18 protein-coding genes and 1 pseudogene are annotated in these 26076 nt (G+C 37.9%); 10 read left to right on the forward strand and 9 right to left on the reverse strand.

The genetic code is table 11. The features are described 5' to 3' along the window. Positions 1 to 342: 342 nt before the first annotated feature. From CEV08_RS00085 to CEV08_RS00095, 3 genes and pseudogenes are all read right to left on the reverse strand, one after another. Positions 343 to 1344, reverse strand: a complete 1002-nt coding sequence (locus CEV08_RS00085) for an Hsp33 family molecular chaperone (RefSeq protein ID WP_100129931.1) — start codon at positions 1342 to 1344, stop codon at positions 343 to 345. 34 nt (positions 1345 to 1378) lie between these two features. Continuing rightward, a pseudogene (locus CEV08_RS00090) lies at positions 1379 to 2313 on the reverse strand (ornithine carbamoyltransferase). Continuing rightward, positions 2310 to 3524: an aspartate aminotransferase family protein gene (locus CEV08_RS00095; protein ID WP_100129764.1), complete on the reverse strand. Its 1215-nt coding sequence runs from the start codon at positions 3522 to 3524 to the stop codon at positions 2310 to 2312. Before CEV08_RS00095 ends, CEV08_RS00090 begins: the two are co-directional and overlap by 4 nt. A gap of 486 nt (positions 3525 to 4010) precedes the next feature. Between CEV08_RS00095 and CEV08_RS00100 the strand changes: the two genes are divergently transcribed. Next, positions 4011 to 4544 carry a GcrA family cell cycle regulator gene (locus tag CEV08_RS00100; RefSeq protein WP_100129765.1) on the forward strand — a complete coding sequence of 178 codons (534 nt, stop codon included), beginning with the start codon at positions 4011 to 4013 and terminating at the stop codon, positions 4542 to 4544. 1642 nt (positions 4545 to 6186) lie between these two features. Here the strand turns inward: CEV08_RS00100 and CEV08_RS00110 are convergent. Both CEV08_RS00110 and CEV08_RS00115 read right to left on the reverse strand, forming a co-directional pair. Further along, positions 6187 to 6786, reverse strand: a complete 600-nt coding sequence (locus CEV08_RS00110) for a Smr/MutS family protein (RefSeq protein ID WP_100129766.1) — start codon at positions 6784 to 6786, stop codon at positions 6187 to 6189. Positions 6787 to 6834: 48 nt separating this feature from the next. After that, on the reverse strand, positions 6835 to 7527 hold the full coding sequence (locus CEV08_RS00115; protein ID WP_100129767.1) for a Tim44/TimA family putative adaptor protein: 693 nt from the start codon (positions 7525 to 7527) through the stop codon (positions 6835 to 6837). 171 nt (positions 7528 to 7698) lie between these two features. On the opposite strand from CEV08_RS00115, the gene CEV08_RS00120 reads away from it, so the two are divergent. Both CEV08_RS00120 and secB read left to right on the forward strand, forming a co-directional pair. Then, positions 7699 to 8193: an FxsA family protein gene (locus CEV08_RS00120; protein ID WP_100129768.1), complete on the forward strand. Its 495-nt coding sequence runs from the start codon at positions 7699 to 7701 to the stop codon at positions 8191 to 8193. 143 nt (positions 8194 to 8336) lie between these two features. Then, positions 8337 to 8813, forward strand: a complete 477-nt coding sequence (gene secB / locus CEV08_RS00125) for a protein-export chaperone SecB (protein WP_100129769.1) — start codon at positions 8337 to 8339, stop codon at positions 8811 to 8813. 64 nt (positions 8814 to 8877) lie between these two features. Here secB and CEV08_RS00130 read toward each other — a convergent pair whose 3' ends face one another. Next, positions 8878 to 11178 (reverse strand): NADP-dependent malic enzyme, encoded by a 2301-nt coding sequence (locus CEV08_RS00130; protein WP_100129770.1) that lies wholly within the window; start codon positions 11176 to 11178, stop codon positions 8878 to 8880. 204 nt (positions 11179 to 11382) lie between these two features. Between CEV08_RS00130 and mutS the strand changes: the two genes are divergently transcribed. Further along, positions 11383 to 14127, forward strand: coding sequence for a DNA mismatch repair protein MutS (mutS, locus tag CEV08_RS00135; RefSeq protein WP_100129771.1), 2745 nt, complete (start codon positions 11383 to 11385; stop codon positions 14125 to 14127). Between the two features lie 1064 nt (positions 14128 to 15191). On the opposite strand, the gene ilvD is transcribed toward mutS, so the two are convergent. Continuing rightward, positions 15192 to 17030, reverse strand: coding sequence for a dihydroxy-acid dehydratase (gene ilvD, locus CEV08_RS00140; RefSeq protein WP_100129772.1), 1839 nt, complete (start codon positions 17028 to 17030; stop codon positions 15192 to 15194). A gap of 1034 nt (positions 17031 to 18064) precedes the next feature. Here ilvD and CEV08_RS09370 point away from each other — a divergent pair. Next, a complete protein-coding gene (locus tag CEV08_RS09370; RefSeq protein ID WP_180753529.1) occupies positions 18065 to 18214 on the forward strand; it encodes a DUF4102 domain-containing protein in 150 nt (49 codons plus the stop codon). A 307-nt stretch (positions 18215 to 18521) separates the two neighbouring features. Here the strand turns inward: CEV08_RS09370 and CEV08_RS00145 are convergent, their stop codons facing one another. After that, on the reverse strand, positions 18522 to 18773 hold the full coding sequence (locus tag CEV08_RS00145) for a DUF1150 family protein (protein ID WP_100129773.1): 252 nt from the start codon (positions 18771 to 18773) through the stop codon (positions 18522 to 18524). A gap of 26 nt (positions 18774 to 18799) precedes the next feature. After that, a complete protein-coding gene (locus tag CEV08_RS00150; RefSeq protein WP_100129774.1) occupies positions 18800 to 19231 on the reverse strand; it encodes an Hsp20 family protein in 432 nt (143 codons plus the stop codon). 121 nt (positions 19232 to 19352) lie between these two features. Here CEV08_RS00150 and nth point away from each other — a divergent pair, with 121 nt between their 5' ends. The 5 genes from nth to pheT all read left to right on the forward strand — a co-directional run bounded on the left by nth (position 19353) and on the right by pheT (position 24533). Beyond that, positions 19353 to 20114 carry an endonuclease III gene (gene nth, locus CEV08_RS00155; protein ID WP_100129775.1) on the forward strand — a complete coding sequence of 254 codons (762 nt, stop codon included), beginning with the start codon at positions 19353 to 19355 and terminating at the stop codon, positions 20112 to 20114. 157 nt (positions 20115 to 20271) lie between these two features. Continuing rightward, positions 20272 to 20475 carry a 50S ribosomal protein L35 gene (gene rpmI / locus CEV08_RS00160; protein WP_100129776.1) on the forward strand — a complete coding sequence of 68 codons (204 nt, stop codon included), beginning with the start codon at positions 20272 to 20274 and terminating at the stop codon, positions 20473 to 20475. Between the two features lie 33 nt (positions 20476 to 20508). Beyond that, complete coding sequence (rplT, locus tag CEV08_RS00165; protein ID WP_100129777.1) at positions 20509 to 20910, forward strand: 50S ribosomal protein L20; 402 nt, start codon at positions 20509 to 20511, stop codon at positions 20908 to 20910. 94 nt (positions 20911 to 21004) lie between these two features. After that, positions 21005 to 22087, forward strand: a complete 1083-nt coding sequence (gene pheS, locus CEV08_RS00170) for a phenylalanine--tRNA ligase subunit alpha (protein ID WP_100129932.1) — start codon at positions 21005 to 21007, stop codon at positions 22085 to 22087. 31 nt (positions 22088 to 22118) lie between these two features. Further along, positions 22119 to 24533 (forward strand): phenylalanine--tRNA ligase subunit beta, encoded by a 2415-nt coding sequence (gene pheT, locus CEV08_RS00175; protein WP_100129778.1) that lies wholly within the window; start codon positions 22119 to 22121, stop codon positions 24531 to 24533. Positions 24534 to 26076: the final 1543 nt, after the last annotated feature.

Genomic DNA, 26076 nt, shown 5'->3' on the forward strand with positions numbered 1-26076 from the left:
TTTTATCTTTATTTTCAGCGCACTATCTTGTTTGAAAGAATCTTCATAAACTCCATATAGAGTCTTTTTTATACGTTCTTAATTTTCTCGATAATTTCTCTTATGATCACAACGAATGATTTTTTGACTCTTAATTCAGATAAATTCGAGTATGAAAATATAACTATGTTCAAAAAGTCTCATTGAACAAAAAATTATGAATAAAAATCAACCTATTAATGAATATTATAAAAGGATTTATTGACAGAAATATTCTAAAAGTTCATATTCGCTGTGCTTAAGCTTTTATAACATGAATAAAATAGGCTTTTGTTGCACTTATTATTTTTATAAATAATTTGACTATGTTTTTTCTTCCAAAAATTCTTGGGCAGTAAAACGATACGTTTCTGAGCAAAATTCACATGTGACTGAAATATAGTTATTTTCAACCATTTTATTGCGCTCATCAATCGGAAAACCTTCTAGGATTCCTTTAATTTTTTCACGTGAACAAGAACATTGATCGACAAGAGAAAAAGGATTAAAAATTCTCACACCTTGTTCATGAAAAAGACGGAACAAGAGCTTTTTACTCCCAACTTGAGGATCTGTTAATTCTGAACTTTCAATCGTTTTCATGAGTATTTTAGCTTCTTGCCATTGATTATCTAATTGGGTTTTTGTTTTCGTTTCTTCTCGCTTTTGATGAGAATATTCCATTTTATGGTGGGACGATGCTTGGGGCAAAAGTTGTGTCAAAATACCTCCGGCTCGCCAGCTTTTCTGCGGTTTTCCTTGGTTGTCACGATTGATTAATATAGCAACAGCCAAGCGGATGTCGGTAGGAATTTGTTCTGATTGATCAAAATAGGTACGAGCAGCTTCTTGTAAATTTGATCCATCTAATGCAACAATCCCTTGATAGGGTTGCATGTGAGGTCCTTGATCAATCGTGAAAGCTAAAGTGCCTTTTCCTAAAAGTATTTCTGAAGAGGTTTGTTCATTGTCTATGGCTTGTTGAAGCTGTTCTTTATCAAAACGAGCGTATCCCCGTAAACTGGAAGGAGGAGAAAAATCGCACACCAACATATTAACTGGTCCATCAGAATGGGTTTGTAAAATAAATTTTCCCGTAAGCTTGAGAGAAGTCCCAAGCAGAACCGTTAAAAGTAAAGCTTCTGCCAGAAGATAAGAAACCGGTTCAGGGTATTGATGTCTTGTGAGAATAGAATTTAAAGTTTCTCCAAGTTGTACGACACGTCCACGGATATCAAGTTCTTCAACTTGAAAGGGAATAACAGTGTCATCTTCATGCAAAAAATTATTGTTTAGACATGCTTCATCTTTTGCTTGTTCATTCATGGATTTGCCTTTTACATAATTTGTTGTATGGAGGCTATTGTGGAGAGAAAAATGCATCTTGTAAACACCAAGAAAGAATTGCTTTTTGAGAATAAATGCGGTTTTCAGCTTCATCGAAAACGACTGAATGCAATCCATCAATCACAGTATCGACAATTTCTTCACCACGATGAGCAGGAAAAAAGGCATAAATAAAGCATCAAGTTTTGCTCATTTCATGAAAGCTTCATTGACTTGATAAGGCTGAAAATAGAGTGACTGCGCGCAAAAAACTTTCATCCCATGACCCCCCGTGTATCGCTCATCATACAATCAGCATCTTAAGCTGCTTTTTAAGGATTATGAGTTAGCGTAAGATGCCCTTCCTGCTCATGTGCCCAATGAATAAATTGTTCTTATGATTCACTGTCCTTTGAAATAGTAATACACAAATGAAAACCAAAAAGAGTCACAGTTTCAATTAAGGAATGGAGCACATTATTACCATCCCCCAGCCATGCAAATATTTTGCCAGTCATTGGCCCTCTATGTTCCTCATAGGTTAAGATATCTGCTAGAATTTGGCAAGGATGTGTATCATCTATAAAGGCATTAATGGCAGGAATTCATGCATATTATGCTCATTCAAGCATACGTTGATGTTTTGTTGTTCGCAATATCACGATATCCACAAAACGAGATAAAAAGTGTACCGTATCAGCTATGATTTCACTATCACCAAGCTGCATCTTCAACCCCATAAACCTGATGGCCTCTCTCCCCCAAGCTAGCATATACTGGTATAGAATGAAATACGGATTCTTGTGGATGGTTTTTCAAAAATCATCGCGCGTGTTTTACCCATAAAAAGTTTTGAACCTTTCTCTGTTTTAAAAGATGCTTTAAGAATTTTTGCATAATCGATCAAAGCGTGTGCTCTTGCTCGTGTAAAATGAATAAATCCGTGAAATGACGAAGAGCATTTGTCATGTGTGTGATATTTGTTTTTCTTTATTGATTTGCGAAAGATAAGAAATTGCTTTTTCAATACGGTGCAAACTTTCATCTATTTCTTCTTCGCTGATAATAAGGGGAGGCAATAAACGCACAACGTTGTTGTTGGCTGCAACACTTAAGAGATATTCATTTTCCAAAGCATTAACGACAAGATTTGAAGGAACAACACACTGAATGCCCACCATAAGGCCCATCCCCTGAACTGCGCAGATAATATCAGGATAGATATTGAGAATACGCAAAAGTCCACTTTTCAGCCTATCCCCCATGCGCTGAACATGGTTGAGAAAACTTGGCTCTAATAAAATATCAAGAACACTATTTCCTACAGCCATTCCAAGAAGATTTCCTCCAAAGGTTGAACCATGAGTCCCAGACGTCATACTTCTTGCAACTTGATCTGTTGCAAGGCAAGCACCTAATGGAAATCCACCTCCCAATCCTTTTGCGAGAGTAAGAATATCAGGCGTGATATCACTCCATTCATAAGCAAAAAGCTTTCCTGTTCGTCCCATGCCTGTTTGGACTTCATCAAAAATCAACAACAGACCATTATCATCGCATATTTTGCGCAAAAATCTTAAATATTTAAGAGAAACCGTTCGTATTCCTCCTTCCCCTTGAATAGGTTCAATAAGAATAGCAGCAGTATTTTTATTAACAGCGTTACGCAAAGCGATTTCATCACAAAAAGGGACTTGAATAAATCCACCAGCTTTAGGTCCAAAGCCTTCAAGATATTTTTCATGCCCAGTCGCAGCAAGTGCTGCAAGTGTACGCCCATGAAATGCCCCTTCAAAACTAATTATTTCAATGCGTGTTGAATGACCTGCAGCATAATAGTAATGACGTGCCGTTTTGAAGGCGCATTCCAATGCTTCAGTACCTGAATTGCAGAAAAAAACCTTATCCGCAAAACTATTTGCACAAAGCCGCGTGGCAAGAGCTGCTTGTTCAGGAGATTGAAAAAGATTAGAAACATGCCAAAGTTTTTCAGTTTGTCTTTTGAGTGTATCAACCAATTTAGGATGGGCGTACCCTAATGCATTAACAGCAATGCCAGATGTGAAATCAAGGTAGCGTTCTCCTTTATCGGAAATAAGCCATACACCATGCCCCTGTTCAAAATGCAAATTTCGTCGCACAAAGCATTCATAAAGTGGTTGTATAGAGATGGCATCCATCATTATTCCCTTTATACTTTAATCTTTTCAATATATATATACAAAGCAGCACGACAAATAAAATAACATGATACATTTCGTTATGATGTTTTCAACATTTTGCTGGATTAATGACTAAATCTATGAAATAGATCATTACACCAATTAAAAAAAAGTCAATGAAGGTTCTACAAATAAACATTTTGAGGAAAAACTTTAAACAAAAGGGAGCGTTTAACCTATAATTGATTTGCAAGTTGGGGAAAACATTCTCAATAAACTCCTCAAGAGGTAAGGACTCTTGTCATGGAGTAAGTGTGTATTGTAAATTACATTAAGTTAAGCAAAATGATGTGTTTTGATTTGTAAGTTCCACAGATTGGATGATTTTCTTATGCTCACTTAGAGTGTAAAATTATTTCATTCAGGACATTGAAAACATTATTGAAACATTTTAAGGTGCAAAGGGGAAGCATCTCAGTGACGTAATCGGAATGGAGTGCTGATATGGGTTGGACATATGAACGCGTTGAGCTTCTTAAGAAGCTTTGGAGTGAAGGATTAAGTGCGAGTCAAATTGCTACTCAATTAGGTGGGGTCAGCAGAAATGCAGTCATTGGAAAAGTGCATCGATTAAAATTGCCCGGACGTGGCAAGACAGCACAAGGAAGCGCGCGTGCGCAAAAAACTCCTGCAGGAAGCAGTCCATCATCTCCACGTGCACGTCGCAACACATCCACAGTATCGCCAATAAACACATCATCTATCAATGTTGAAGAAACAGCTTTAAAAACAGAGTTTGTAGCAGAAGATGTAAAAGAAGTTGATGTGTCCACAAAATCTAATGTAGTGGTGCCTATATCACGTCAACTTAATCTGCTACAATTGAGTGAAAATACATGTAGATGGCCTGTTGGCGATCCATTATCAGCCGATTTTCATTTTTGTGGTGCCGATTCTGATGAAAACAGCCCCTATTGTGCTTTTCATGCTAAGCTAGCATTTCAGCCAATATCTGAAAGACGGCGAATAAGAATATAAGATCTGCAATATAATTTCTATATTCTCTCTGCGTTTTCTGCGCACCATTATTAAATTTCAATGATCGAATTATTATGAGATAGAAATTTAATGAGGCTTGAATGAGAACGTTTCTTCCGTAAAATATTCAACGAAATTATATCTTTTAGTGCTATTGCGCAGCTATGTGTTATAAGGCCACGTCTTATTTATTTTAGCGATTCTCTTTAATTTATCTTTAATTTGGTTATGCTGCTTTTAAAACTATTCATAGAAATATGTTTTGAATAATGCCATTTATCATGTTTTTATTCTTCGTGTTACTTAATTGAATAATGTCGTGCTTTATAAAAATAATGTATTGTTTGGCAACCTGAGTGAAGTCCACAAATATCTCTCTCATTTTTGGCTTTCTTATATTGAATTAATCAAAGTCTTTCGTTTGTCCGTCACAAGCAAAAGAAGCCATGCAGAGTAAAAATACTTAAAGAAAAATATGCTTCTGATAACCCCTCTTAAGTGTCAAGGGTTTTACAATATTAGATGCCTTGGCAAAGTGTTTCATAGTGCCCCAGCTTGCACTTTTATTAGGCATAAAGATAGGGGTTATATGCACCATGGAGATTACTATTTCACGTGCCCTGCCATGCAATAAGCCTGATAAGTATTAAGAGATATTGCTTTAAAATAAGCACGTGAATATGCAACATAAGTGTATTATACTTGAAATACTCTGTCTTGCGTGAGGGGCGTTCCCTCAAAAGGCGATCAAAAACAGCGTGAAGCAATGCGTAATCTTTTTTATTTAAAAGAGATTGCTTGAGATACTTTTGAAAACCGTAAAACCAAATTTAAGAGAGATAGCAAAACTGGAGGGGCCTTTAAAACCTCATACCCTTCTCAAATTAGGCTGTTTTCCAGTTTCAGAGAATACACCAACAAAGAGACGCTTACCCTTATTTGATATACAAAAGTTGATACAGTTTACAGAGCAATGAATCACCTTAATATTTATCTCAAACATGCGGCTGCATTAGGTTTGAATGTTGATTGATAAGCAACGACAAAAGCAAAAGCCTACTTAGAGAAATGACGTCATAAAACGTAAAATATACCAACGATAAATTGCAAAAAAAATGCCGGATTTTTATAAAAAACTTTGCAACATAACAACCATGACACATCCGACTTTATGTTTACTTATTCTTACCGACGTTTGTACAAAGCCCTACACGTCATCATATTTATAAAGATCAGATTGATGGGAATATACGAATAATCCCAAGCTCGAGAATATGAAAGAACGTCGTGATACTGTAAAAAAAGCTTCATATGCCTTTATCATAAAAAGCAAGGAAAGTCACTGAACACATCCATTTTCTTTCTAAAAATATTCTGCTTGAAATGTTCTGTTTTTCGTGAGTGGTGCAATGTCTTTAAACCGTAAAAAACAAAAGCATGATGCAATGCGTAGAGTGTAAAACAAACAGACTTTATAACTCTTTATATAAAAATTCAAAATAAGGAAATACTGCATCAAGATTCTTACGCAATAGACGAAAATAATAAACTATATTTATAAATCAATGTGTTATTACATCTCTTCTATGACCTATAATAGATGAGATCTTTTGAAATCAATACTGAAACGACTGAAACAGCATCATATTCCTTTTTCCGATACAAAACGACGTAACCAAACATAAAGCGCACCTTCACCGCCATGCTGACGCGCTGCTTGCTCAAACGCATGAACATAATATCGAAAAGCTGGTGTTGATAACCAATAGGGAACAAATCTATACAAAGCCCCATCACTCCCAACGGATCGTCCTTTTCCTGTAATCACAAGGACGTAACGCAATCCATTCTGCTGAGAAGATTGTAGAAATTTTTTTAAGAAAAAATAAGCTTCTTCCTGCATATAACCATGAAGATCAAGACGCGCCTCAAGAGGATAACGACCTTGGGAAATTTTACGATGTGCAACATGATCAAAAAAATGAATCTTATGCGCTTGTGTAACCGCTCTCTTTTCTTTTTTAATAATTTTCGCGTGTTGTTTGTTTTCCTGAAAAGCTGAGAGAATTTGAGTTATGCCCTGTTTTTGATCATTAATATTTGCAATCGTTTCTGAAATATCTGAAATAGAAGAGGGTTTCTTACCATGAAGCGGTGTTATCGTGCGACAAATCCTCTCCCATAAAAGGTGATCTTGGGAAACCAATAAATCTTTTTTTTGTCTCCATTCCGTTGAGGACATTTTAATTTCTCATAAATCATTGAGTGCTTATGGAAGAAATAAAGTACTTTAATTTTCATCTTCTGTGGCAAAAAGCTTCCAGTTTGGATCCGATGATAGGCTATTGCGAACAAAAGTCCAAATATCCTTAATTTCTATAATAGCATCGGGATCGCCGTCTATACGCTCATCCTGTTCATTATAAGTAACAGAAATCATCTCACTGACAATACGTATCGTTAAAAATTCATCCTTTTCTTGTATTGCCGCTGCAACAAATTCGATCTTATTAATTCCAACAAAAGTAAACTCTATTCTTTCTTTGTTTTTTTCTCGTTGCTCAATAGCAGCACAAAAGCTCTCAAAAACATCATGACAAAGCAAGCTCTTAAGTTGATTGCGATCACCTTTGGCAAAAGCTGTTACAATCATTTCATAAGCAATTTGCGCACCTTTTATAAACAATTGAGGAGAAAAATGAGGATCAATTCTACGCAGTGCGCGCAAATTTTCATTCAAAATACTTCCCTCTGGTGCAATCTTATCAATTTCACTAAAATCGCTTTTTTGTGAATTTTTTTGATGAGGGAACGAAACCATATTATCAGCCGTTTCTGCCTCAGCTTGTTTTTTAGAGCGACGTGAATAAGGATCAAAGGGAGGCTTTTCAAATCCAACTCGCTTCCCTAATACACTACGGAGTTGCACAAAAACAACAACCATAACAACAAGAGCGATAACAAGTATAACGTCAAATTCCATGGGCGCTGTCAATCTCCAAAACCTAAGTCTGTAATAAACATTGCAGTCAATACCATTTATCAATAAATATGTAAAATAGGGAATCCTACCATTTAAATATTTTTATAGATTTTATATAAGGAGTATTCTCAAGAATTTCTCCTCTTAACTTATCCAGAAGGAAATTTTCATGTGATAAAACTTTATTCTATAAATCCTCGTTTTTCTGTCGTTATCTTACTCTGCTTTCTTTTAATCGAGATCGCTTGTTTTATCTTTGTTGGTCAAGAAATTGGTATTTTGGCAACTTTGAGTTTGGTTATTCTTACCGCCATAGTTGGGGTTGTTTTATTGCGAATTCAAGGGGTTAGCCTTTTAAAAAATATACAAAGCGAACTTATCCAAGGGCGCACATTAGAAAAAAATATTCTTAACGATGCTTGTATCATGTTGAGTGCAATTTTGCTTATTCTGCCTGGTTTTGTAAGTGATCTCTTGGGAATATTACTGCTTATTAAACCAATTCGCTCTGGTGCTTGGCATTTCTTTTCATCATTAAAAACCAAAATGAATCCCAATACGAAAAGAAAAAATGACTCTGAAAAAATAATTGATCTTAACGCTGAAGATTACAAAATTCATGATACGACAGAATCTCCATGGCGCAAAAATGATGATAACCATTGAAATGCCTAAAAAATTTGTAACAAACAAAAAAATAATTAAGATGAAGAGCGCATTCCTTGCAACCTTTTGCAAGGCATGATAACCAGTCCAATCTTTAGATTTTAAAATAAATATTACATATTATAATGAGAGAGGTTCGTCTTATGGCCGAAGGTGAAATGAACAACAGTGGCGGAGAGCCGGTTTTTGCTGTATTAACGCAATATTTAAAAGATTTATCATTCGAGAACCCAGGCGCCCCTCATTCATTGCGTGCGCGTGAAAAATCACCACAAATTGATATCAATATTAATGTCAATGCTAACCCAATTGGTGATGACAATTATGATGTCGTTTTGTCTCTTTCTGTTAAAGCCAATGATAACACTGAAACCTTATTTCATGTAGAACTGATTTACGGTGGTGTTTTTCACCTTAAAAACATTCCACAAGAACATGTTATGCCATTGGTCTTTATTGAATGTCCCCGCCTTTTATTTCCATTTGCTCGCCAAATTATATCTGATGCTACTCAAAATGGTGGTTTTCCGCCTTTGTGGATTGACCCTATTGATTTTGCAGCCCTCTTCCAAAAGCGTCTTGCTGAAGAACAAAAAGACAATCAAATACAGCCCTCTTAAAAATTTATTCCTTTGCTATCATAAAGCCCCTTTATATATTATTAGTATGTGGGGCTTTTTTCCTTTAGGAGACTTTTTCCGCATGATACGCTGCAAGCATTGCAATATTGACAACATCTGTATCGTTTCCACTAAACGGTACAATTTGGACAGATTTTTCCAATCCAATTAAAATAGGACCAATGATGGTCGCTTCACCAAGTTCTTGTAACATTTTGCTTGCAATGGAAGAGGCGTGATATCCAGGCATAACCAAAATGTTCGCAGACTCTGTTAATCCCATAAATGGATATTGCTGCATCAATTTAGAATTAAGCGCTACATCAGCACTCATTTCTCCATCAAACTCAAAATCAACTTTGCGTTCATGCAAAATATTAATCGCATCCTGAATTTGCTGCGTCGTCGGCCCTTTCATATAACCAAACGTAGAAAATGCCAAAAATGCAACTCTTGGTTGATGCCCAAATCCACGCACAAACAAAGCGGTTTGTTCTGCTATATCCGCAAGCTCTTCGGCATTAGGATTTTCATAAATAGCAGTATCCGCAATAAATACAGTTCGACCACGGCAAATCGCCATTGAAATACCAATTAATCGTTCTTTTGGTTTTTCATCAATGGCCCGACGTATATCAACCAGCGCTGTTTCATAATTGCGTGTCACCCCTGTAACCATTGCATCCGCATCTCCTAGTGCCACCATACACGCAGCAAAATAATTTCGATCATTATTGATACGGCGATGACAATCGCGCAATAGCCAACCTTGACGTTGCATCTTTTTATAAAGATAATTTGCATAAGCATCTGTACGACAGGAAAGCTTAGCATTCATAATTGATATACCTTCACGATCCAGATCAATTCCAGCGATAATAGCCCTTTCTCTGACTTGCCCTTCATGACCAACCAAAATCGCTTGTCCTAACTTTTGATGAACATAGGAAACAGCAGCCCGCATGACTTGCTCTTCTTCACCTTCTGCAAAGACAATTTGTTTTGGTGCTTGACGAACATGGTTATAAACCCCACGCATCACCGAAGAAGTAGGATCACGTCTTGCTTTCAAATCGCGCTCATAAGCTTCTAAATCATCTATGTTCTTTTGCGCAACACCGCTTTCCATTGCTGCTTTTGCTACCGCACTTGAAACAACCGTGAATAAACGCGGATCAAAAGGAACAGGGATGATATAATCGGGGCCAAATTTTAATCGCTTTCCACGATAGGCTTCTGCAACGCTGTCAGGAACTTCCTCATGCGCTAAATCGGCAAGAGCCTTTGCCGCAGCAATTTTCATCTCTTCATTAATAACCGTTGCACGCACATCAAGGGCACCACGAAAAATATAAGGAAAACAGAGAACATTATTAATCTGATTTGGATAATCAGAACGCCCTGTTGCGATAATGGCATCCTGACGCACTTGCAAAACCTCTTCTGGCGTAATTTCTGGGTCCGGATTGGCCATAGCAAAAATAATTGGCTGTGGCGCCATAGATTTTACCATTTCAGGGGTCAATGCACCTTTAACAGAAACCCCGAAAAATATATCTGCTCCTTCTATTGCTTCCATAAGCGTACGTTTATCCGTTCGAACTGCATGCGCCGATTTCCACGGATTCATTCCCTCTTTACGACCTTCATAAACCACACCCTTTGTATCACATAATATGATATTTTCAGAACGAAAGCCCATCTCTTTAATCAGTTCAACACAAGCAATCCCAGCAGAACCAGCACCATTACAAACTAACCGCGTATTTTGCATATCGCGCCCTGTTAAAGCCAAAGCATTGAGAACACCAGCAGCCGCAATAATTGCTGTGCCGTGTTGATCATCGTGAAAAACAGGAATGTTCATCACCTCACGTAGACGACTTTCAATCATAAAGCACTCAGGCGCCTTAATGTCTTCAAGATTGATTCCACCAAAAGAAGATTCTAAATGACGCACCAAATTGATAAAACTTTCCGTATCATTTATATCAATTTCTAAATCAATGGAATCAATATCCGCAAAACGCTTAAACAGCACTGCTTTACCTTCCATGACCGGCTTAGAGGCAAGGGCACCTAAATTGCCTAACCCTAAGATGGCTGTACCATTTGAAATAACAGCAACAAGATTGCCTTTCGCTGTATAATCGTAAGCGAGCGCCGGATTTTGAGCAATTGCCTTCACCGGAACCGCAACACCTGGTGAATAAGCAAGGGCTAAATCATATTGTGTTGCCATAGACTTTGTTGCAATAATCTCAAGCTTTCCTGGTCGACCTCGACTATGAAAATCAAGAGCTTCTCTTTCGCTCGCACTGTAAACCGTTTGAGACATTTTTTGATCCTGCTCGCTCTTTTTCATCTCACTTTATTTTCTCCAAAAACAGTGTAAATTTTGCTTGATAATGCGTATAGTCGTTCAATTTTTTAAATTTGATTCATATATTAGAAGTCGCTATTCTCTCTTTAGCAAATCTGATGATGTGTTTCAATTTAGAGATAAATAAATATCGAAGTAAAAAACAAAGAGTAAAAACTTCACTTAAAGGAAACAGGCCACGTAAAAATGGATAAAAAAAACGACCATAAAAATAATTTAATTCCACAGCCTGCCTTCTCATCTGCTTCCTCTCAAGAACGCCTTACACCTATGATGGAGCAATACATAGAAATCAAAGCCGTCCATCATGATTCCCTTCTTTTTTACCGAATGGGGGATTTTTATGAATTATTTTTTAATGATGCAATTGAAGCTGCTCAGGCTTTAGGAATCACACTCACAGCACGTGGAAAACATTTAGGGCAAGATATTCCTATGTGTGGTGTTCCCGTTCATGCGGCAGACGATTATTTGCAAAAATTGATTGCTTGTGGTTATCGCGTTGCTGTTTGTGAACAAACTGAAGATCCTGCTGAGGCAAAAAAACGGGGCTCAAAATCTGTTGTTCGACGTGATGTTGTTCGCCTTGTAACACCTGGAACAATAACAGAAGAAAAACTCCTTGATCCAACACGCGCAAACTATTTGATGACACTCTCCCGTACAAAAACCAGCGATGGAGAAGAATTTGCCCTTTCTTGGATTGATATCTCAACAGGCATATTTCGTGTGACAAAAAGCCGCCAAGAAAAACTTTTGGCAGATATTATGCGTGTGGATCCGCAAGAAATTATTGTTGCTGATTCTTTTTTTCATGATAAATCGCACAAATCACTTTTTAATGTTCTTGATCGTATTGTTTCACCTCAACCGGCTTGTCTCTTTGAGACCCTCACCGCTGAACGCGATATTTGCACTTATTTTAAACTTTCAACTCTTGAAGGTGTTGCTGATTATTCACGCTGTGAACTGTCTGCCATTGTCGCTGCTATTCGTTACATCGAAAAAACACAAATCACACATCGTCCTCCCCTCATGCAACCTGAGCGCCAAAATGAAAGTGCTACCCTTTTTATTGATGCTGCAACCAGACTAAGTCTTGAACTTATTCGAACAACATCAGGTCAACGAGATGGAAGCTTATTAAAAGCGATTGACCGAACTGTAACAGGAGGAGGTTCACGCCTTCTTATCGATCGTCTTATTGCTCCCCTTACCACCCCTTCAGCGATTGATACACGTTTGGATTCTATTGATTTTTTTCTCCGCAATTCTTCTCTTGCAGAAGCGATAAAGCTCGTTTTAAAAGGGGGACCAGATATGCCCCGCGCCGTTTCACGTTTGGCTCTTGGACGAGGAGGCCCCCGTGATATGGCAACAATCCAGCGCGGCTTTGAAATCATTCGTGAACTGTATCAACTTCTTAATAATGAGCTTCTGCCTCAAGAAATCAGTGATGTACAACAGATATTCTCAAACTTACCCGTTTCTTTACATTGTCATTTAGATCAAGCATTGGCTGATGATCTTCCTCTGCTTAAACGTGATGGTGGTTTTATTCGCTCCAATTATCATAAAGAACTCGATGAAATGCGTGCTTTACGAGATGAATCGCGCCGTGTCATTGCTGAACTTCAAGCGCAATATGCCCAAGAAACAAACATTAAGACGCTTAAAATCAAGCATAATAATATTCTAGGCTATTTCATTGAAGCCACCAGTACACAAGCATCTACCCTTACAAATAATCCACAAGCTAAAACCCGTTTTATTCATCGACAAACAATGGCAAACGCCATGCGTTTTACAACAACAGAGCTTGCTGACCTTGAAAGCCGTATTGCCCATGCTGCCAATCACGCATTAACACTTGAACTAGAGATCTTTGATATTCTCGTTCAGGAAATTACCGAACACGTTGATTTTATTCGTAAAGCCGCTGAAGCACTTGCTATTTTAGATGTCTCTGTCGCTTTAGCACATCTTGCTGAAGAACAAGGATATTGTCGCCCTAAAATTGATCATTCACTAACCTTTCATATCAGCGGGGGGCGCCATCCTGTCGTTGAGCAAGCACTCCGCAAACAAGCAGCCGAACCCTTTATTGCCAATGATTGTGATCTTTCTGTGCCAAAAAATCAACAATATGCAGTAATCTGGCTTTTGACTGGACCTAATATGGGAGGAAAATCAACTTTTTTGCGACAAAACGCTCTCATTGCTATTATGGCGCAAATGGGTTCCTTTGTTCCGGCAACCTCAGCGCATATTGGTGTTGTTGATCGCCTTTTTAGTCGTGTTGGTGCTTCCGATGATCTTGCACGGGGGCGCTCAACCTTTATGATGGAAATGGTTGAAACAGCAACAATTCTCAATCATGCGAGTCACCATTCTCTTGTTATTCTTGATGAAATAGGACGTGGAACATCAACCTTTGATGGACTTTCTATTGCTTGGGCTGCCGTTGAATATCTCCATGAAGTTAACCATTGTCGTGCTATTCTCGCTACCCATTTTCATGAAATGACAGCACTGACCGAAAAACTTGACAGACTGCATAATGTAACCATGAAAGTCAAAAATTGGAATGGTGATGTGGTTTTTCTTCATGAGGTCACACCAGGAGCCGCTGACCGATCCTATGGTGTACAGGTTGCAAAGCTTGCTGGGCTTCCTCCAGCCGTTATTACACGAGCAACAGATGTTCTTCATCAATTAGAACAAGGTGAAATGTCTGGAAAAGGACATAAACTCATTGATGATTTACCTCTCTTTTCTCTTAAAGCAACCTCGCCCCTCAACGAAGAGAAAAACAAACATGATGTACTTCACGAAGCTTTAAAAAATATTCGCCCCGATGAGCTCTCGCCTAAGCAAGCTTTAGAAGCAATTTACTACCTCAAACAGCTTGAAAAGAATAACCCCCTATAAAAAATAAATGTTTTTTTATTAAAAAGCTTTCTTAATAGGAAATTCAGTACCCTTTTGGGATATGTTTCAGTATAAAAGTGTTATTGACCGTCTCCTTATCACTTTATTTGCATAATATATTTTAAGCATAGAGAGAAAAAATCCTACGTATTTTCATATTTCCTTAGATCAAGGCTAACTCTTATACAAAAAAATTGATCAACATCGACTTTTTAAAAAAAACAATCATTTTTGCAAAGACTGTAAGTCCCCTCCATCTTGCAAATATACAACATCTAATAAATTATGCTTTTTCACGATCAATATTATTGTTATCATCGCAGACAGTTTTGATTTAAAGCTGTCTGTGTTGGAATGCCCCTAATTTTGCATGATAAATTCATAGATAATGAGTCATCCATTTTCTACGATAAAGAGCTCTATTGCTATTTTCATATGAAACAGATAATGAAATATATTAATAAATCCAGCAGCATTTGATTTTCCTCAAAAACTGTTGAATTCCTTCTAACTCTTCAAAGGATGAAAATTTTCATTCAAATCTGGTCTGTAGACAGTCCAGATCTAACGGTTTTCTCTTCGCTTACCAGTCATGTGATTCAATGACACAAGAGTTGACAAGACAATCTAGAATATTCACCAAACGCGTTAAAAACACTTAATGTTGAAGGCTGTCTTATATCATACTTCTCAATGACAGTGTTTTAGAGCACAATAAGATAATATCACCAGTACAATAAATATCTTTCATAAGATAAATTAGGAAATTGTCATCGCGTATAAAACAAGAATATGACGTGAAAAGTGAAATGCTATGTCCAGCCTTATCGATTTTATATAGTTGCTAAAAAATCCTCAGTTGCTTTTTTTCTTGTCCTCACGACGACTCGAAATATTCTGATAAGCGTCGAATTCATAAAATAATTCGCTTAGAATATCGTGCAAAAGATGCAGCAAAATCTCTAGAGTACTATCCTCTTTACACAACACCACTTCATCTCAACAACATCAACAAACATATAAATACTACGATTTGAAATATCAATTTCTATGATATCACCTTATCAAATATTGCGAACTGCACCCTTTGCAGCAGATGTGGTCATCGCAGCATACGCTTTGAGAGCCTTTGAAACTTTACGCTGACGCTTCTCAACCGGTTGCCAAGCGCCTTTTCCTTTTGCTTCCATCCTAGCACGACGCTGCTTCATCTCAACGTCATCAACCAATATATGAATGCTACGGTTTGGAATATCAATTTCTATGATATCTCCCTCTTCCACCAACGCAATTTCTCCTCCTTCAGCAGCCTCTGGTGAAATATGTCCTATCGAAAGCCCTGAGCTTCCCCCTGAAAAACGCCCATCCGTAACAAGTGCACAAACCTTGCCCAATCCTTTAGATTTGAGATAACTCGTTGGATAAAGCATTTCTTGCATTCCAGGTCCACCACGTGGACCTTCATAACGGATTAAAACAATTTCACCTGTTTTAATCTTATCCGTTAATATAGCTGAAACAGCTGAATCTTGGCTTTCAAAAATTCTTGCCGGACCTTTAAAGGTCAAAATTGATTGATCAACGCCCGTTGTTTTTACAACACAGCCATCTTTGGCTAGATTTCCATAAAGAACTGCTAATCCTCCATCTTGTGAATAGGCATGTTCTTTATCGCGAATCACACCTTTTTCACGATCAAGATCAAGAGTCTCATAGCGACAAGATTGGCTAAAAGCTGTCTGCGTTGGAATACCCCCTGGAGCAGAACGATAAAATGCATGAACTGTTAATTCATCGGTTTGTTTTATATCCCAATGATCAAGAGCTTCTTTCATCGTTTTTGCGTGAACCGTATAAGTTGATGTATCAATGAGTCCCGCCGCATCCAGTTCACCTAAAAGCCCCATAATACCCCCCGCGCGATGAACATCTTCCATATGGACATTCGCAACAGCAGGAGCAACCTTGCATAAAACTGGAACACGACGTGAAAGATGATCAATATCTGTCATGGTAAAATCCACCTCACCTTCCTGCGCCGCAGCTAAAAGATGCAGGACGGTATTGGTTGACCCTCCCATGGCTATATCAACGGTCATGGCATTTTCAAAAGCCTTGCGTGAAGCAATAGAGCGTGGCAAAACTGTTTCATCATCTTTTTCATAATAACGCTTGACCAATGCAACAATCTGCCTGCCAGCTTCTTCAAAAAGCATCCGTCGATCTGCATGTGTTGCGAGCACTGATCCATTTCCAGGAAGCGAAAGCCCCAAAGCTTCCGTTAAGCAATTCATGGAGTTGGCCGTAAACATTCCTGAACAAGAACCACATGTAGGACAAGCAGCACGCTCCATTTCAACAACTTCTTCTTCTGAATTCTGTTCTGAAGCGGCCGCAACCATAGCATCAACCAAATCAACCCTTAAATCTTGATTTTTCCATTTAATCTTACCGGCCTCCATAGGACCGCCTGAAACAAAGATTGTTGGAATATTCAACCGTAAAGCAGCCATTAACATTCCAGGGGTAATTTTGTCACAATTAGAAATACAGACAAGAGCATCCGCACAATGAGCGTTGACCATATACTCTACAGAATCAGCAATAATTTCACGTGAGGGCAAAGAATAAAGCATTCCATCATGCCCCATCGCAATTCCATCATCGACAGCAATGGTGTTAAACTCTTTTGCAACACCTCCGGAAATTTCTATCTGTTGTGCAACCAATTGCCCAAGATCTTTTAAATGAACATGCCCTGGTACAAATTGTGTGAAAGAATTCGCAATCGCAATAATGGGTTTACCAAAATCCGCATCTTTCATCCCTGTTGCACGCCAAAGCCCGCGGGCTCCTGCCATATTACGCCCGTGAGTCGATATTCTTGAACGGTAAGAAGGCATTATTTTTTTTCCCCTCAAATAATTCCACTTGGCTTGTTGTGCTGTAACTTCACTATAAAAACAAGAGCTTTAATTTTCAAAAGAGAAAAATACTTTGTACTGAGGCATATGGAGCACAAAATTAAAAGTTATACATAGATTTTCTCATAAAATTTTATTTTTTTATTACCTGTTAATCAACATATAATCCCTGCGCAACTGTACGTTTGAGACAAATATCAAAACAATTCAGTGCAACACGAACTATTCCAGATTTTTACATGCCAAATTTGGTAAGTATTAAGTATATTGCATCGATCTTTTGGCGTAATTTATGGAACAAAAAGACAACCCAATTGTAAAAAACTATCATCTCCTTACAGTTTAGCTTTACACCTTTCAAAAGCTGACATAGCAATATCATTTTAAATAATGGCTACGCATTGTTTTATGCTTTTGTTTTTCGCATTCTTTCATGAAGTCACACCCTTCACGAAGAACAGAATACCCAACAAAATACACTCGTCCTACTATCGTTTTTAAGAAATATTTCTCAATATCGCTCTAGCCTATTTCATCACCAAACCCGTAAGCCGTATAACGGCCCCATAAATAAAACTTATAGAGCATCATCCCCCTTTACACTCATGTAAAGAAAAATTTAGCAAAATCATACATTTTACTCATCCCCAATGTTGCAAAAGTTCTTGGCAATTAAGATGGTTCATAAGAGGCATTTTTAGTTCTTTCTTCAAGTATTTTTACCTACGCGCCAACTCTGTTTATAATGGGCAAACAAATAATTCTAGTTGACCAATATAAGAGAACCTTATATGAGAAAATCTTATGATTTTTGTACAATATTTTGATTTATAATGATAATTAACTGTTTTGTATGTTGAATGAGAATCCCGAATATCGTAAGATTCTCTCATTCCAAATCTGTTTATCTTGAATCAATCAAAACCATTCGCTTGCACATCACAAGCGGGATGAGCGTATGGATCAAATTTGTATAGACAAGAAATAAAAATGTCTCTTATGAACGCTCTCAAGTGCCAAGGACTGTCGCAACATTGGTAGCTGGAGAAGTGTGTGATAGTACCGGCTTGCTTTTCCTTAAGCGTAAAGATGGAGGCGCTCAATGGATTTACCATCATACCTTTCACGAACGCCGTTTTGAGATGGGCTTAGGTGCGCTTTGAAAGATGTTTCTTTAAAATAAGCCCGCGAATGTGCAAACCAATGGCGTTTTGTTTTACGGGTCCCTCATTCCGGTTGCAAAAAAATAAGTATGAATACTTACCAATATCTTATTGATATGATAACGCACATTGCAGCAGATCGCTAATCCTTGTTTAAGCTCCCACACACAATACCAAGGCACCACACGCCCTCACCAACAAAAGAAGCACAAAGCCTAACAATACTGCTCCACAGCCCAAGACCCCCCTAATTGAGAAAAACCGGATAGAATTTATAAAGGGACCAGCTTTTCTCGTAAAACGCAATCTAGTGCAGCGTTACAATTTGGAGTTCATGCTCATTGGCTCCAGCAAGAGCGATAGAGCGCTCATCAGACAAAATGATAGGATAACCTGTTTCACCAAAAAGCGCCCATATGGTAATGCCTGGAGTCATGGGGGGAAGATCTGGAAAGTTTTTAGCCAGATCATCTGTACAAACCTTTTTTAAATAGGCAATCTGTCCCGCCTCAGAGTAGGACGTATTCTGAAACGACAAGTTTTGTTTATGCTCTCCCATTTCACTATTCCTTTACGCCTTAACCTTTATGACTCACTACTACTGACTTCAATTGGAATCTGTTTTATTTCTTTTTTTAATTTCGGTTGATGTAGATTAATCGATAAAAGACCATTTTTCAACTCAGCATTTGTGACGTGCATCCCTTCAGCAAGGACAAAGGTCCGCTGGAATTGTCGTGCGGCTATACCGCGATATAAATATTGAGGATTTTGGTTGTCTGTTTGTTTACCATGAATAACCAATTGATTATCATCAAGCAAAATATTAAGATGATTAATCTTAAATCCAGCAACAGCCAAAGTTATCCGGATATGATTTGCATTATCGTTTTTATGTAAACGTTCAATATTATAGGCTGGGTAAGCCTCATCAGCTTTACCAATACGTTGTAATATTTTTTCTACGGTTTCAAATCCTAAAAGAAAAGGATTGGAGAAAGGTGTCACATGTGTCATTCATGAGTATCCTCTTTAAAGCTGCTTTACTTGACCAAACTCTATATTAAAGTATTCGCTGCATTCCTCTCATATGGCGAGCGTGAATGATAACTTCAAGAGAGACGATTAAGAGAGTTTAATGCCTCAAAGTAACATAAAAACATCTCGAAATACCACAAAATTATCAAAAGTGCGAAATTTATCTGGTATCTTATATCATGAAGATGAAATTGCAGAAATATTTCGCCGTTTTTCTGTGCAACGCCCGACACCTAAGAGTGATCTTAACTATATAAATACGTTTACGCTTTTGGTTGCCGTTGTTCTTTCAGCTCAAGCAACCGATGTAGGTGTTAATAAAGTGACAAAAGAACTCTTTCGCCTTGCTGATCAACCGGAAAAAATGGTTGCATTAGGGGAAGAAGAAATAGCACGTCATATCCGTTCAATTGGTCTTTGGCGTGCAAAAGCACGCAATGTTTATACACTTTCTAACTATTTAATTGATCAATATGGCGGTCAAGTCCCTAATACGCGTGAAGCACTTATGGCCCTTCCAGGCGTGGGACGCAAAACAGCTAATGTTGTTTTGAATGTTGCTTTTGGTCAGCCTACATTGGCGGTCGACACACATATTTTTCGCTTAAGCAACCGTCTTGGTTTGGCGCCTGGAAAAACACCAGAGATTGTTGAGAAAAAATTATTAAAAATTATACCGGTTCATTATCTTTGTCATGCGCATCATTGGCTGATTTTACATGGTCGCTATATTTGTCAAGCCCGTAAACCACAATGTACGCAATGCATTATTGCCGATTTATGTAAAGCCGCAAGCAAAACAAATGCTATTCCGGCACCTTTGGTTGAAATTCAAGGCAATGGAGCGCCGATTTTTTTGTAATACACTCTTGCTATTTTGTGTATACTAGCTTATGAAAAGTCCTTTAAAGAGCTGCCCGGCAGGGCATGCCGTGGCTGTTTGAATGCTTATTCAAGCGTTGGTCCGCTTGAATGAATAAAATGTTTGATTGAATCAATTAATATTATGGAGTAGCAAAATGCCCAAGATGAAGACCAAATCATCCGCTAAAAAGCGGTTTAAAATCACTGCGTCAGGCAAAATTAAAGTAGCAGCTGCAGGTAAGCGCCACGGCATGATTAAGCGTTCGAATAAATTTATTCGCGATGCACGTGGAACAATGGTTTTGTGTGAACAAGATGCGAAAAAAGTCATTCAGTATTATTTGCCGAATGGTATTTAAACCTTACGCTTTTGATTTTGAGGAGATTATAACATGGCACGTGTGAAAAGAGGTGTGACAGCGCGCGCTAAGCACAAAAAAGTTCTTAAACAAGCTGAAGGATTTTACGGTCGTCGTAAAAATACCATTCGTGCTGCTAAAGCAGCAGTTGATCGTTCAAAGCAGTATGCTTATCGTGATCGCAAAAATAGAAAGCGTACTTTCCGTGCTTTATGGATTCAGAGAATTAATGCGGCTGTTCGTGCAGAAGGTTTAACTTATGGACGTTTTATTGATGGTTTATCAAAAGCCGGTATTGAAGTTGATCGTAAAGTTCTTTCAGATATAGCAATCTATGAGGCAGAAGCATTTTCTGCTTTAGTCGCTTCGGCAAAAAAAGCTTTAGAATATTTAAAAGACACAACACCTAATGCTTTTGAAGGCGCTGTTAAGTAAGCCAGTCGTGTTCTCTTAAAGCGTTTATTTATTCGAGGTCCCGTGCTGGCTATGGCGAGTGCGGGTTTTTTTTATTAAAAAAATAGGCAAAAATATGAACGATATTGAGCGTCTGGAACAAGAAATTTGTTTAGCCTTAGAGGCTGCGGGGGATGAACAGGCACTTGAAGAAGTGCGTATTGCAGCATTGGGTAAAAAAGGGAGCATCTCTGAAAAATTAAAAACATTAGGAAAGATGGAGGCTAGTGAGCGCCAAAAAGTTGGACCAGTTCTTAATGAATTAAAAAATCGTATTTTAGAATTATGGGCACAAAAGCGTGACCTTCTGAAAAAACAAGCAATGGATACCCGTCTTTCTCGTGAAACGGTCGATATTACCTTGCCTGTTCGTTCTTCACCTATAGAACGAGGGCGTATTCATCCTATTTCACAGGTCATTGAGGAAATTATAGCTATTTATACAAAAATGGGTTTTTCTCTTGCAGAAGGTCCAGATATTGAAACAGACTATTATAATTTTACGGCTTTGAATTTTCCTGAAGGGCATCCAGCGCGTGAAATGCACGATACCTTCTTTTTTGATGTTGATGATACAGGAAAGCGGAAATTATTGCGGACCCATACATCACCTGTACAAATCCGCACACTGGAAAAACAAAAAGCACCGATACGGATCATTATTCCTGGAAAAACTTACCGTATGGATTCAGATGCAACGCATTCGCCCATGTTTCATCAGGTTGAGGGTCTTGTTATTGATAAAACCTCCACCATTGCCCATATGATGTGGCTACATGAAACCTTTTGTAAAGAATTTTTTGAAGTTGCTTCAGTAAAAATGCGTTTTCGTCCCTCTTTTTTCCCTTTTACTGAACCATCTATGGAAGTGGATATTCAATGTGATCGTTCTGGTTCAGAAGTAAAATTTGGCGAAGGACAGGATTGGTTGGAAATTTTAGGATGCGGAATGGTGCATCCTCATGTGTTGAAAAATGTTGGTTTAGATCCCGATGAATATCAAGGCTTTGCATGGGGAATGGGCATTGATCGTATTGCCATGTTGAAATACGGTATGCCTGATTTACGGGCTTTTTTTGATTCTGACCTGCGTTGGTTAGACCATTATGGCTTTCGTTGCTTTGATATGCCTGCTTTTTTTCCTAATAGAAATGTGTGATCTTATCATCGCTTTCATGTGAGGTTTTAAAATGAAATTTACTTTGTCGTGGTTAAAAGATCACTTAGAGACAGATGCATCTTTGGCTGAAATTTGCGAGAAACTAACAGCTATCGGTCTTGAGGTTGATCACGTTGATGATCGCTCTTCGTTAAAAAATTTTGTGATTGCAAAAGTTTTAACGGCAGAAAAACATCCTGATGCAGATAAACTTCAGATTCTCTCAGTGGATACAGGAACTGCTACACCTGTTCAAATTGTCTGTGGAGCACCAAATGCGCGCGCTGGACTTGTTGGTGTTCTTGCGCGACCAGGCACTTATGTTCCAGGACTCGATGTGACGTTATCTGTAGGAAAAATCCGCGGCGTTGAAAGTTTTGGGATGATGTGTTCGCAAGCAGAGCTTGAATTATCAAATGAGCACGATGGCATTATCGAACTTCCAGAAGATAGTCCTATTGGGGGTTCATTTGCTGCTTATGCTGGTCTAGATGATCCGATCATTGATATTGGTTTAACCCCCAATCGCTCTGATTGCACAGGTGTTCGTGGTATTGCACGTGATCTTGCTGCCGCTGGAATCGGAAAACTAAAGGAATTATCTTTACCAAAATTTGAAACTTCCTTTGATCCCCCTCTCAATGTTGCATTCGATTTTTCGCAAGATTCATCGTTATGCTTAGGTTTTGCTTGGCGTGAAGTACGCAATGTTCAAAATGGCGCATCACCACAGTGGATGCAACAACGTTTGAATGCAATTGGTTTAAGACCGATTAATGCGCTTGTTGATATGACCAATTACATTTGTTTTGACCTTGGTCGTCCGCTCCATGTTTTTGATGCTGATAAGATCAAAGGAAATTTGTATGTACGTTGTGCTCGTGAAAGGGAACAACTTCAAGCACTTAATGGAAAAACCTATTATTTGGGCGTTCAAGATTGTGTCATTGCAGATGAAGAAGGTGTTGTTTCCATTGCCGGTATCATGGGGGGTGAAAGAACGAGTTGTGATGAAACAACACAGCGCGTTATTATTGAATCGGCGCTTTGGGAAGCGCAAAACATCGCACAAACAGGGCGAACATTAGGTCTTATCAGTGATGCACGTTATCGGTTTGAAAGGGGTGTTGATCCGGCTTTTATGGAGACAGGGCTTGAGATTGCAACAGAGATAGTCTTACGTCTTTGTGGCGGTGAAGTATCCAAGGTAAAAGTTGTTGGCTATCAGCAACAAGAAACCAAACAGATCGCTTTTCCTTTTTCTGAAATTAAACGTTTAACACATTTGGAAATAGAGCCTGCAAAAGTTATCACTATTTTAACGAAACTTGGATTTTGTGTTGAGGGAAAAGGAGATATCGTTACAGTAAAAGTACCATCATGGCGTCCTGATATTATGGGTAAAGCTGATTTGGTGGAAGAAGTCATGAGGATTTATGGATTAGATAAAATTCAGCCTATTCCTTTGAAAAACTTCACAGAAGAAAAAGACCAAGTTTTAACATGCGTGCAAGTTCGTTCACGCGCTAGCCGTTTGGCTCTAGCACATCGCGGTATGAAAGAAGCGGTAACGTGGTCTTTTATCTCTGAAAATCAAGCTCTTGCTTTTGGGGGAGGTCAAGAAGAGCTTAAATTGGTCAATCCTATTGCCGCTGATATGTCAGTGATGCGTCCTTCTCTTTTACCGGGTTTGCTTATGGCAGCGCAGAGAAATGCTGATCGTGGTTTTTCTGATCTTGCTTTGTTTGAAGTTTCTAACATTTATGAAGGCGATACCCCTGATAAACAACGACGTGTTGTGAGTGGGATTCGTCGTGGCACAGAGCAATTTGAAGGCGCTGGGCGTTTTTGGAATGGAAATGCAACCGCAGTTGATGTTTTTGATGCCAAAGCAGATGCTTTAGCCGTTTTAGAAGCATGCGATATAGATGTTGGGAAAGTACAGATTGAAGTTGGAGCGCCAGATTGGTACCATCCAGGTCGTTCAGGAATCATAAAACTTGGTTTAAAGATTATTCTTGGTTTTTTTGGTGTTCTTCATCCAGCGACTTTAGAAAAATTAGATATCAGTGGTCCTTTATGCGGCTTTGAAATTTTTCTTGATCATATTCCAGAACCAAAGAAAAAAACAACGAAAAGTCGTCCTGCTTTGAAACTCTCGCCTTTTCAAATGGTGCGGCGTGATTTTGCATTTATCGTTGATAAAATGATTGCTTCTTCTCTTATTGTTCGTGCTGCTTATGGAGCCGATAAAAAACTTATTCATTCCATACAAGTTTTTGATCTTTTTGAAGATCAAAGCCTTGGTGAAGATAAAAAATCTGTTGCCATTGAGATTGTTATCCAACCGATTGAACGCACTTTGACAGATAAAGACCTAGAAGAAATTGCTGCAAAAGTAATAGAAAATGTCACAAAAATGACAGGTGCTTATCTTCGTCGTTGAGTATTTTCGGAGCACTTTTTAAAGATAGGAGCACTTTTGAGTGCTTCTTTATTTTTTAAGAGCTCAAAGTCTATGGCGTTTTTTTGAAATAAAATTTACCACAAGGCATTCATTTAGAACGATAATTTTTTATCTTAAATAAGAATTCCAAATATTATAAGACTTATTTTTTCAAATTCCCTTTGAATGAATCAAAATTCTCCTTATAAAGGTTCTCAGATGCCAAAGCCTATCGTAATATTTAAAAATTGATCATGCAATTGGGATTGAAAAAATCAAATATAATGTACCGCATTTTATAAAATCAATGATGGTGCCCCATGGATCTCATCTCCTTTTGGGTATATGCCTTACAGGTATAGTTATGAGATGAATATAAGATGTTTTGTTAAAACAAGTGCATGAATAACATGATAAGTCTTTGCTTTGCGCGTTCTGTCTTTTGTGAGGGGTGCGTAATTTCATCGGAAAATGAGAATAAAAATGTGGGGCAATACGTATTCCATGAATTAAAAGACATTTCTTGAAATGCTTTTGAAAAGTACACAAATTGTATAATGGCTGTAAATAACTTGACTAACCTAATCTATTATAACCACCCGTATCATACTAAAACTTGTTTGGGTTTTCAAAATTCATTTTACGTAAAGATAAATTGAAAAGGGAAGATAATCAGAAGATGGTTTTTACTTTGCATCTTCATATTTTTTTCTAAAGAAGCTGCATTTGTGTTTCAAAAGATAAACCCAAAAGACTGTAATATTTTTGCGCCATTTTAGCGGATAAAAGCAAGAATTGCTTATAAAGCTTTTAAACGTAATATTTTTTCAAATGTGTGCTTGCTTGTGGAGAAGCAAGCCGGCACCATCGCACACTTTGCCAGCCCGCAGGTGTTGCTGACACAGCCCTTGGCACTCGAGAGCGTTCATAAGAGCCATTTTTAGTCCTTTCTTGTACAGTTTTTACCCACACGCCAGCCCTACTTATGACGTGTAAGCAAATGATTTTAATTGATTCAATATGAGAAAATTTGAAATAAGAAAATCTTACTATATTCTGATTACAGTTGAAGATGAATTAATTTATCATTATAAATCAATATGTTATCTTTTTAAGAAACATATTTCAGTGCTTCTAAGTTTATTTCACGACAGTATCAGTTAATGGAAGGTTTATTGCACATCATTTTCTTTATGCTTAATAAAGGGTAAATTGGCTCCATCATACTCTATTTTTAGCTTTCACGTAGCCGACAAGTTCTTATATTTTACGAAAGGCCATAAGAAGGTTTTTTATTCCTTTTTATCGTTTTTGTTCACAAGCTTACTCTGCCTAGAATGGACAAATAAAAGATAGTCAGTGATTCATAATAAAAAGATTTAAAATGAAAAAAATCTTTGATATTCAGTTTGTTAACTTAATAAAATGAGACGTTTCCTTATAAACTAACATGTTATCGTTGGGATTAGATGTTGATTAATTAGCAACACAAAAACAGGCTTTATGAGATAAAAAGCACCATAAAACATAAGCTTACCCGCAA

The sequence above is a fragment of the Bartonella tribocorum genome, from assembly GCF_002778015.1.
Taxonomy (GTDB): Bacteria; Pseudomonadota; Alphaproteobacteria; order Rhizobiales; family Rhizobiaceae; genus Bartonella; species Bartonella tribocorum_B.

Excerpts from the sequence above, each read along its gene's own strand:
- pheS (WP_100129932.1), top strand. The coding sequence starts at position 21,005 with ATGAACGATATTGAGCGTCTGGAACAAGAAATTTGTTTAGCCTTAGAG.
- mutS (WP_100129771.1), top strand. The coding sequence starts at position 11,383 with ATGGATAAAAAAAACGACCATAAAAATAATTTAATTCCACAGCCTGCC.
- rplT (WP_100129777.1), top strand. The coding sequence starts at position 20,509 with ATGGCACGTGTGAAAAGAGGTGTGACAGCGCGCGCTAAGCACAAAAAA.
- secB (WP_100129769.1), top strand. The coding sequence starts at position 8,337 with ATGGCCGAAGGTGAAATGAACAACAGTGGCGGAGAGCCGGTTTTTGCT.
- CEV08_RS00100 (WP_100129765.1), top strand. The coding sequence starts at position 4,011 with ATGGGTTGGACATATGAACGCGTTGAGCTTCTTAAGAAGCTTTGGAGT.
- ilvD (WP_100129772.1), bottom strand. The coding sequence starts at position 17,030 with ATGCCTTCTTACCGTTCAAGAATATCGACTCACGGGCGTAATATGGCA.
- pheT (WP_100129778.1), top strand. The coding sequence starts at position 22,119 with ATGAAATTTACTTTGTCGTGGTTAAAAGATCACTTAGAGACAGATGCA.
- CEV08_RS00115 (WP_100129767.1), bottom strand. The coding sequence starts at position 7,527 with ATGGAATTTGACGTTATACTTGTTATCGCTCTTGTTGTTATGGTTGTT.
- rpmI (WP_100129776.1), top strand. The coding sequence starts at position 20,272 with ATGCCCAAGATGAAGACCAAATCATCCGCTAAAAAGCGGTTTAAAATC.
- CEV08_RS00085 (WP_100129931.1), bottom strand. The coding sequence starts at position 1,344 with ATGAATGAACAAGCAAAAGATGAAGCATGTCTAAACAATAATTTTTTG.
- CEV08_RS00110 (WP_100129766.1), bottom strand. The coding sequence starts at position 6,786 with ATGTCCTCAACGGAATGGAGACAAAAAAAAGATTTATTGGTTTCCCAA.
- nth (WP_100129775.1), top strand. The coding sequence starts at position 19,353 with ATGCCTCAAAGTAACATAAAAACATCTCGAAATACCACAAAATTATCA.
- CEV08_RS00150 (WP_100129774.1), bottom strand. The coding sequence starts at position 19,231 with ATGACACATGTGACACCTTTCTCCAATCCTTTTCTTTTAGGATTTGAA.
- CEV08_RS00145 (WP_100129773.1), bottom strand. The coding sequence starts at position 18,773 with ATGGGAGAGCATAAACAAAACTTGTCGTTTCAGAATACGTCCTACTCT.
- CEV08_RS00095 (WP_100129764.1), bottom strand. The coding sequence starts at position 3,524 with ATGGATGCCATCTCTATACAACCACTTTATGAATGCTTTGTGCGACGA.
- CEV08_RS00130 (WP_100129770.1), bottom strand. The coding sequence starts at position 11,178 with ATGAAAAAGAGCGAGCAGGATCAAAAAATGTCTCAAACGGTTTACAGT.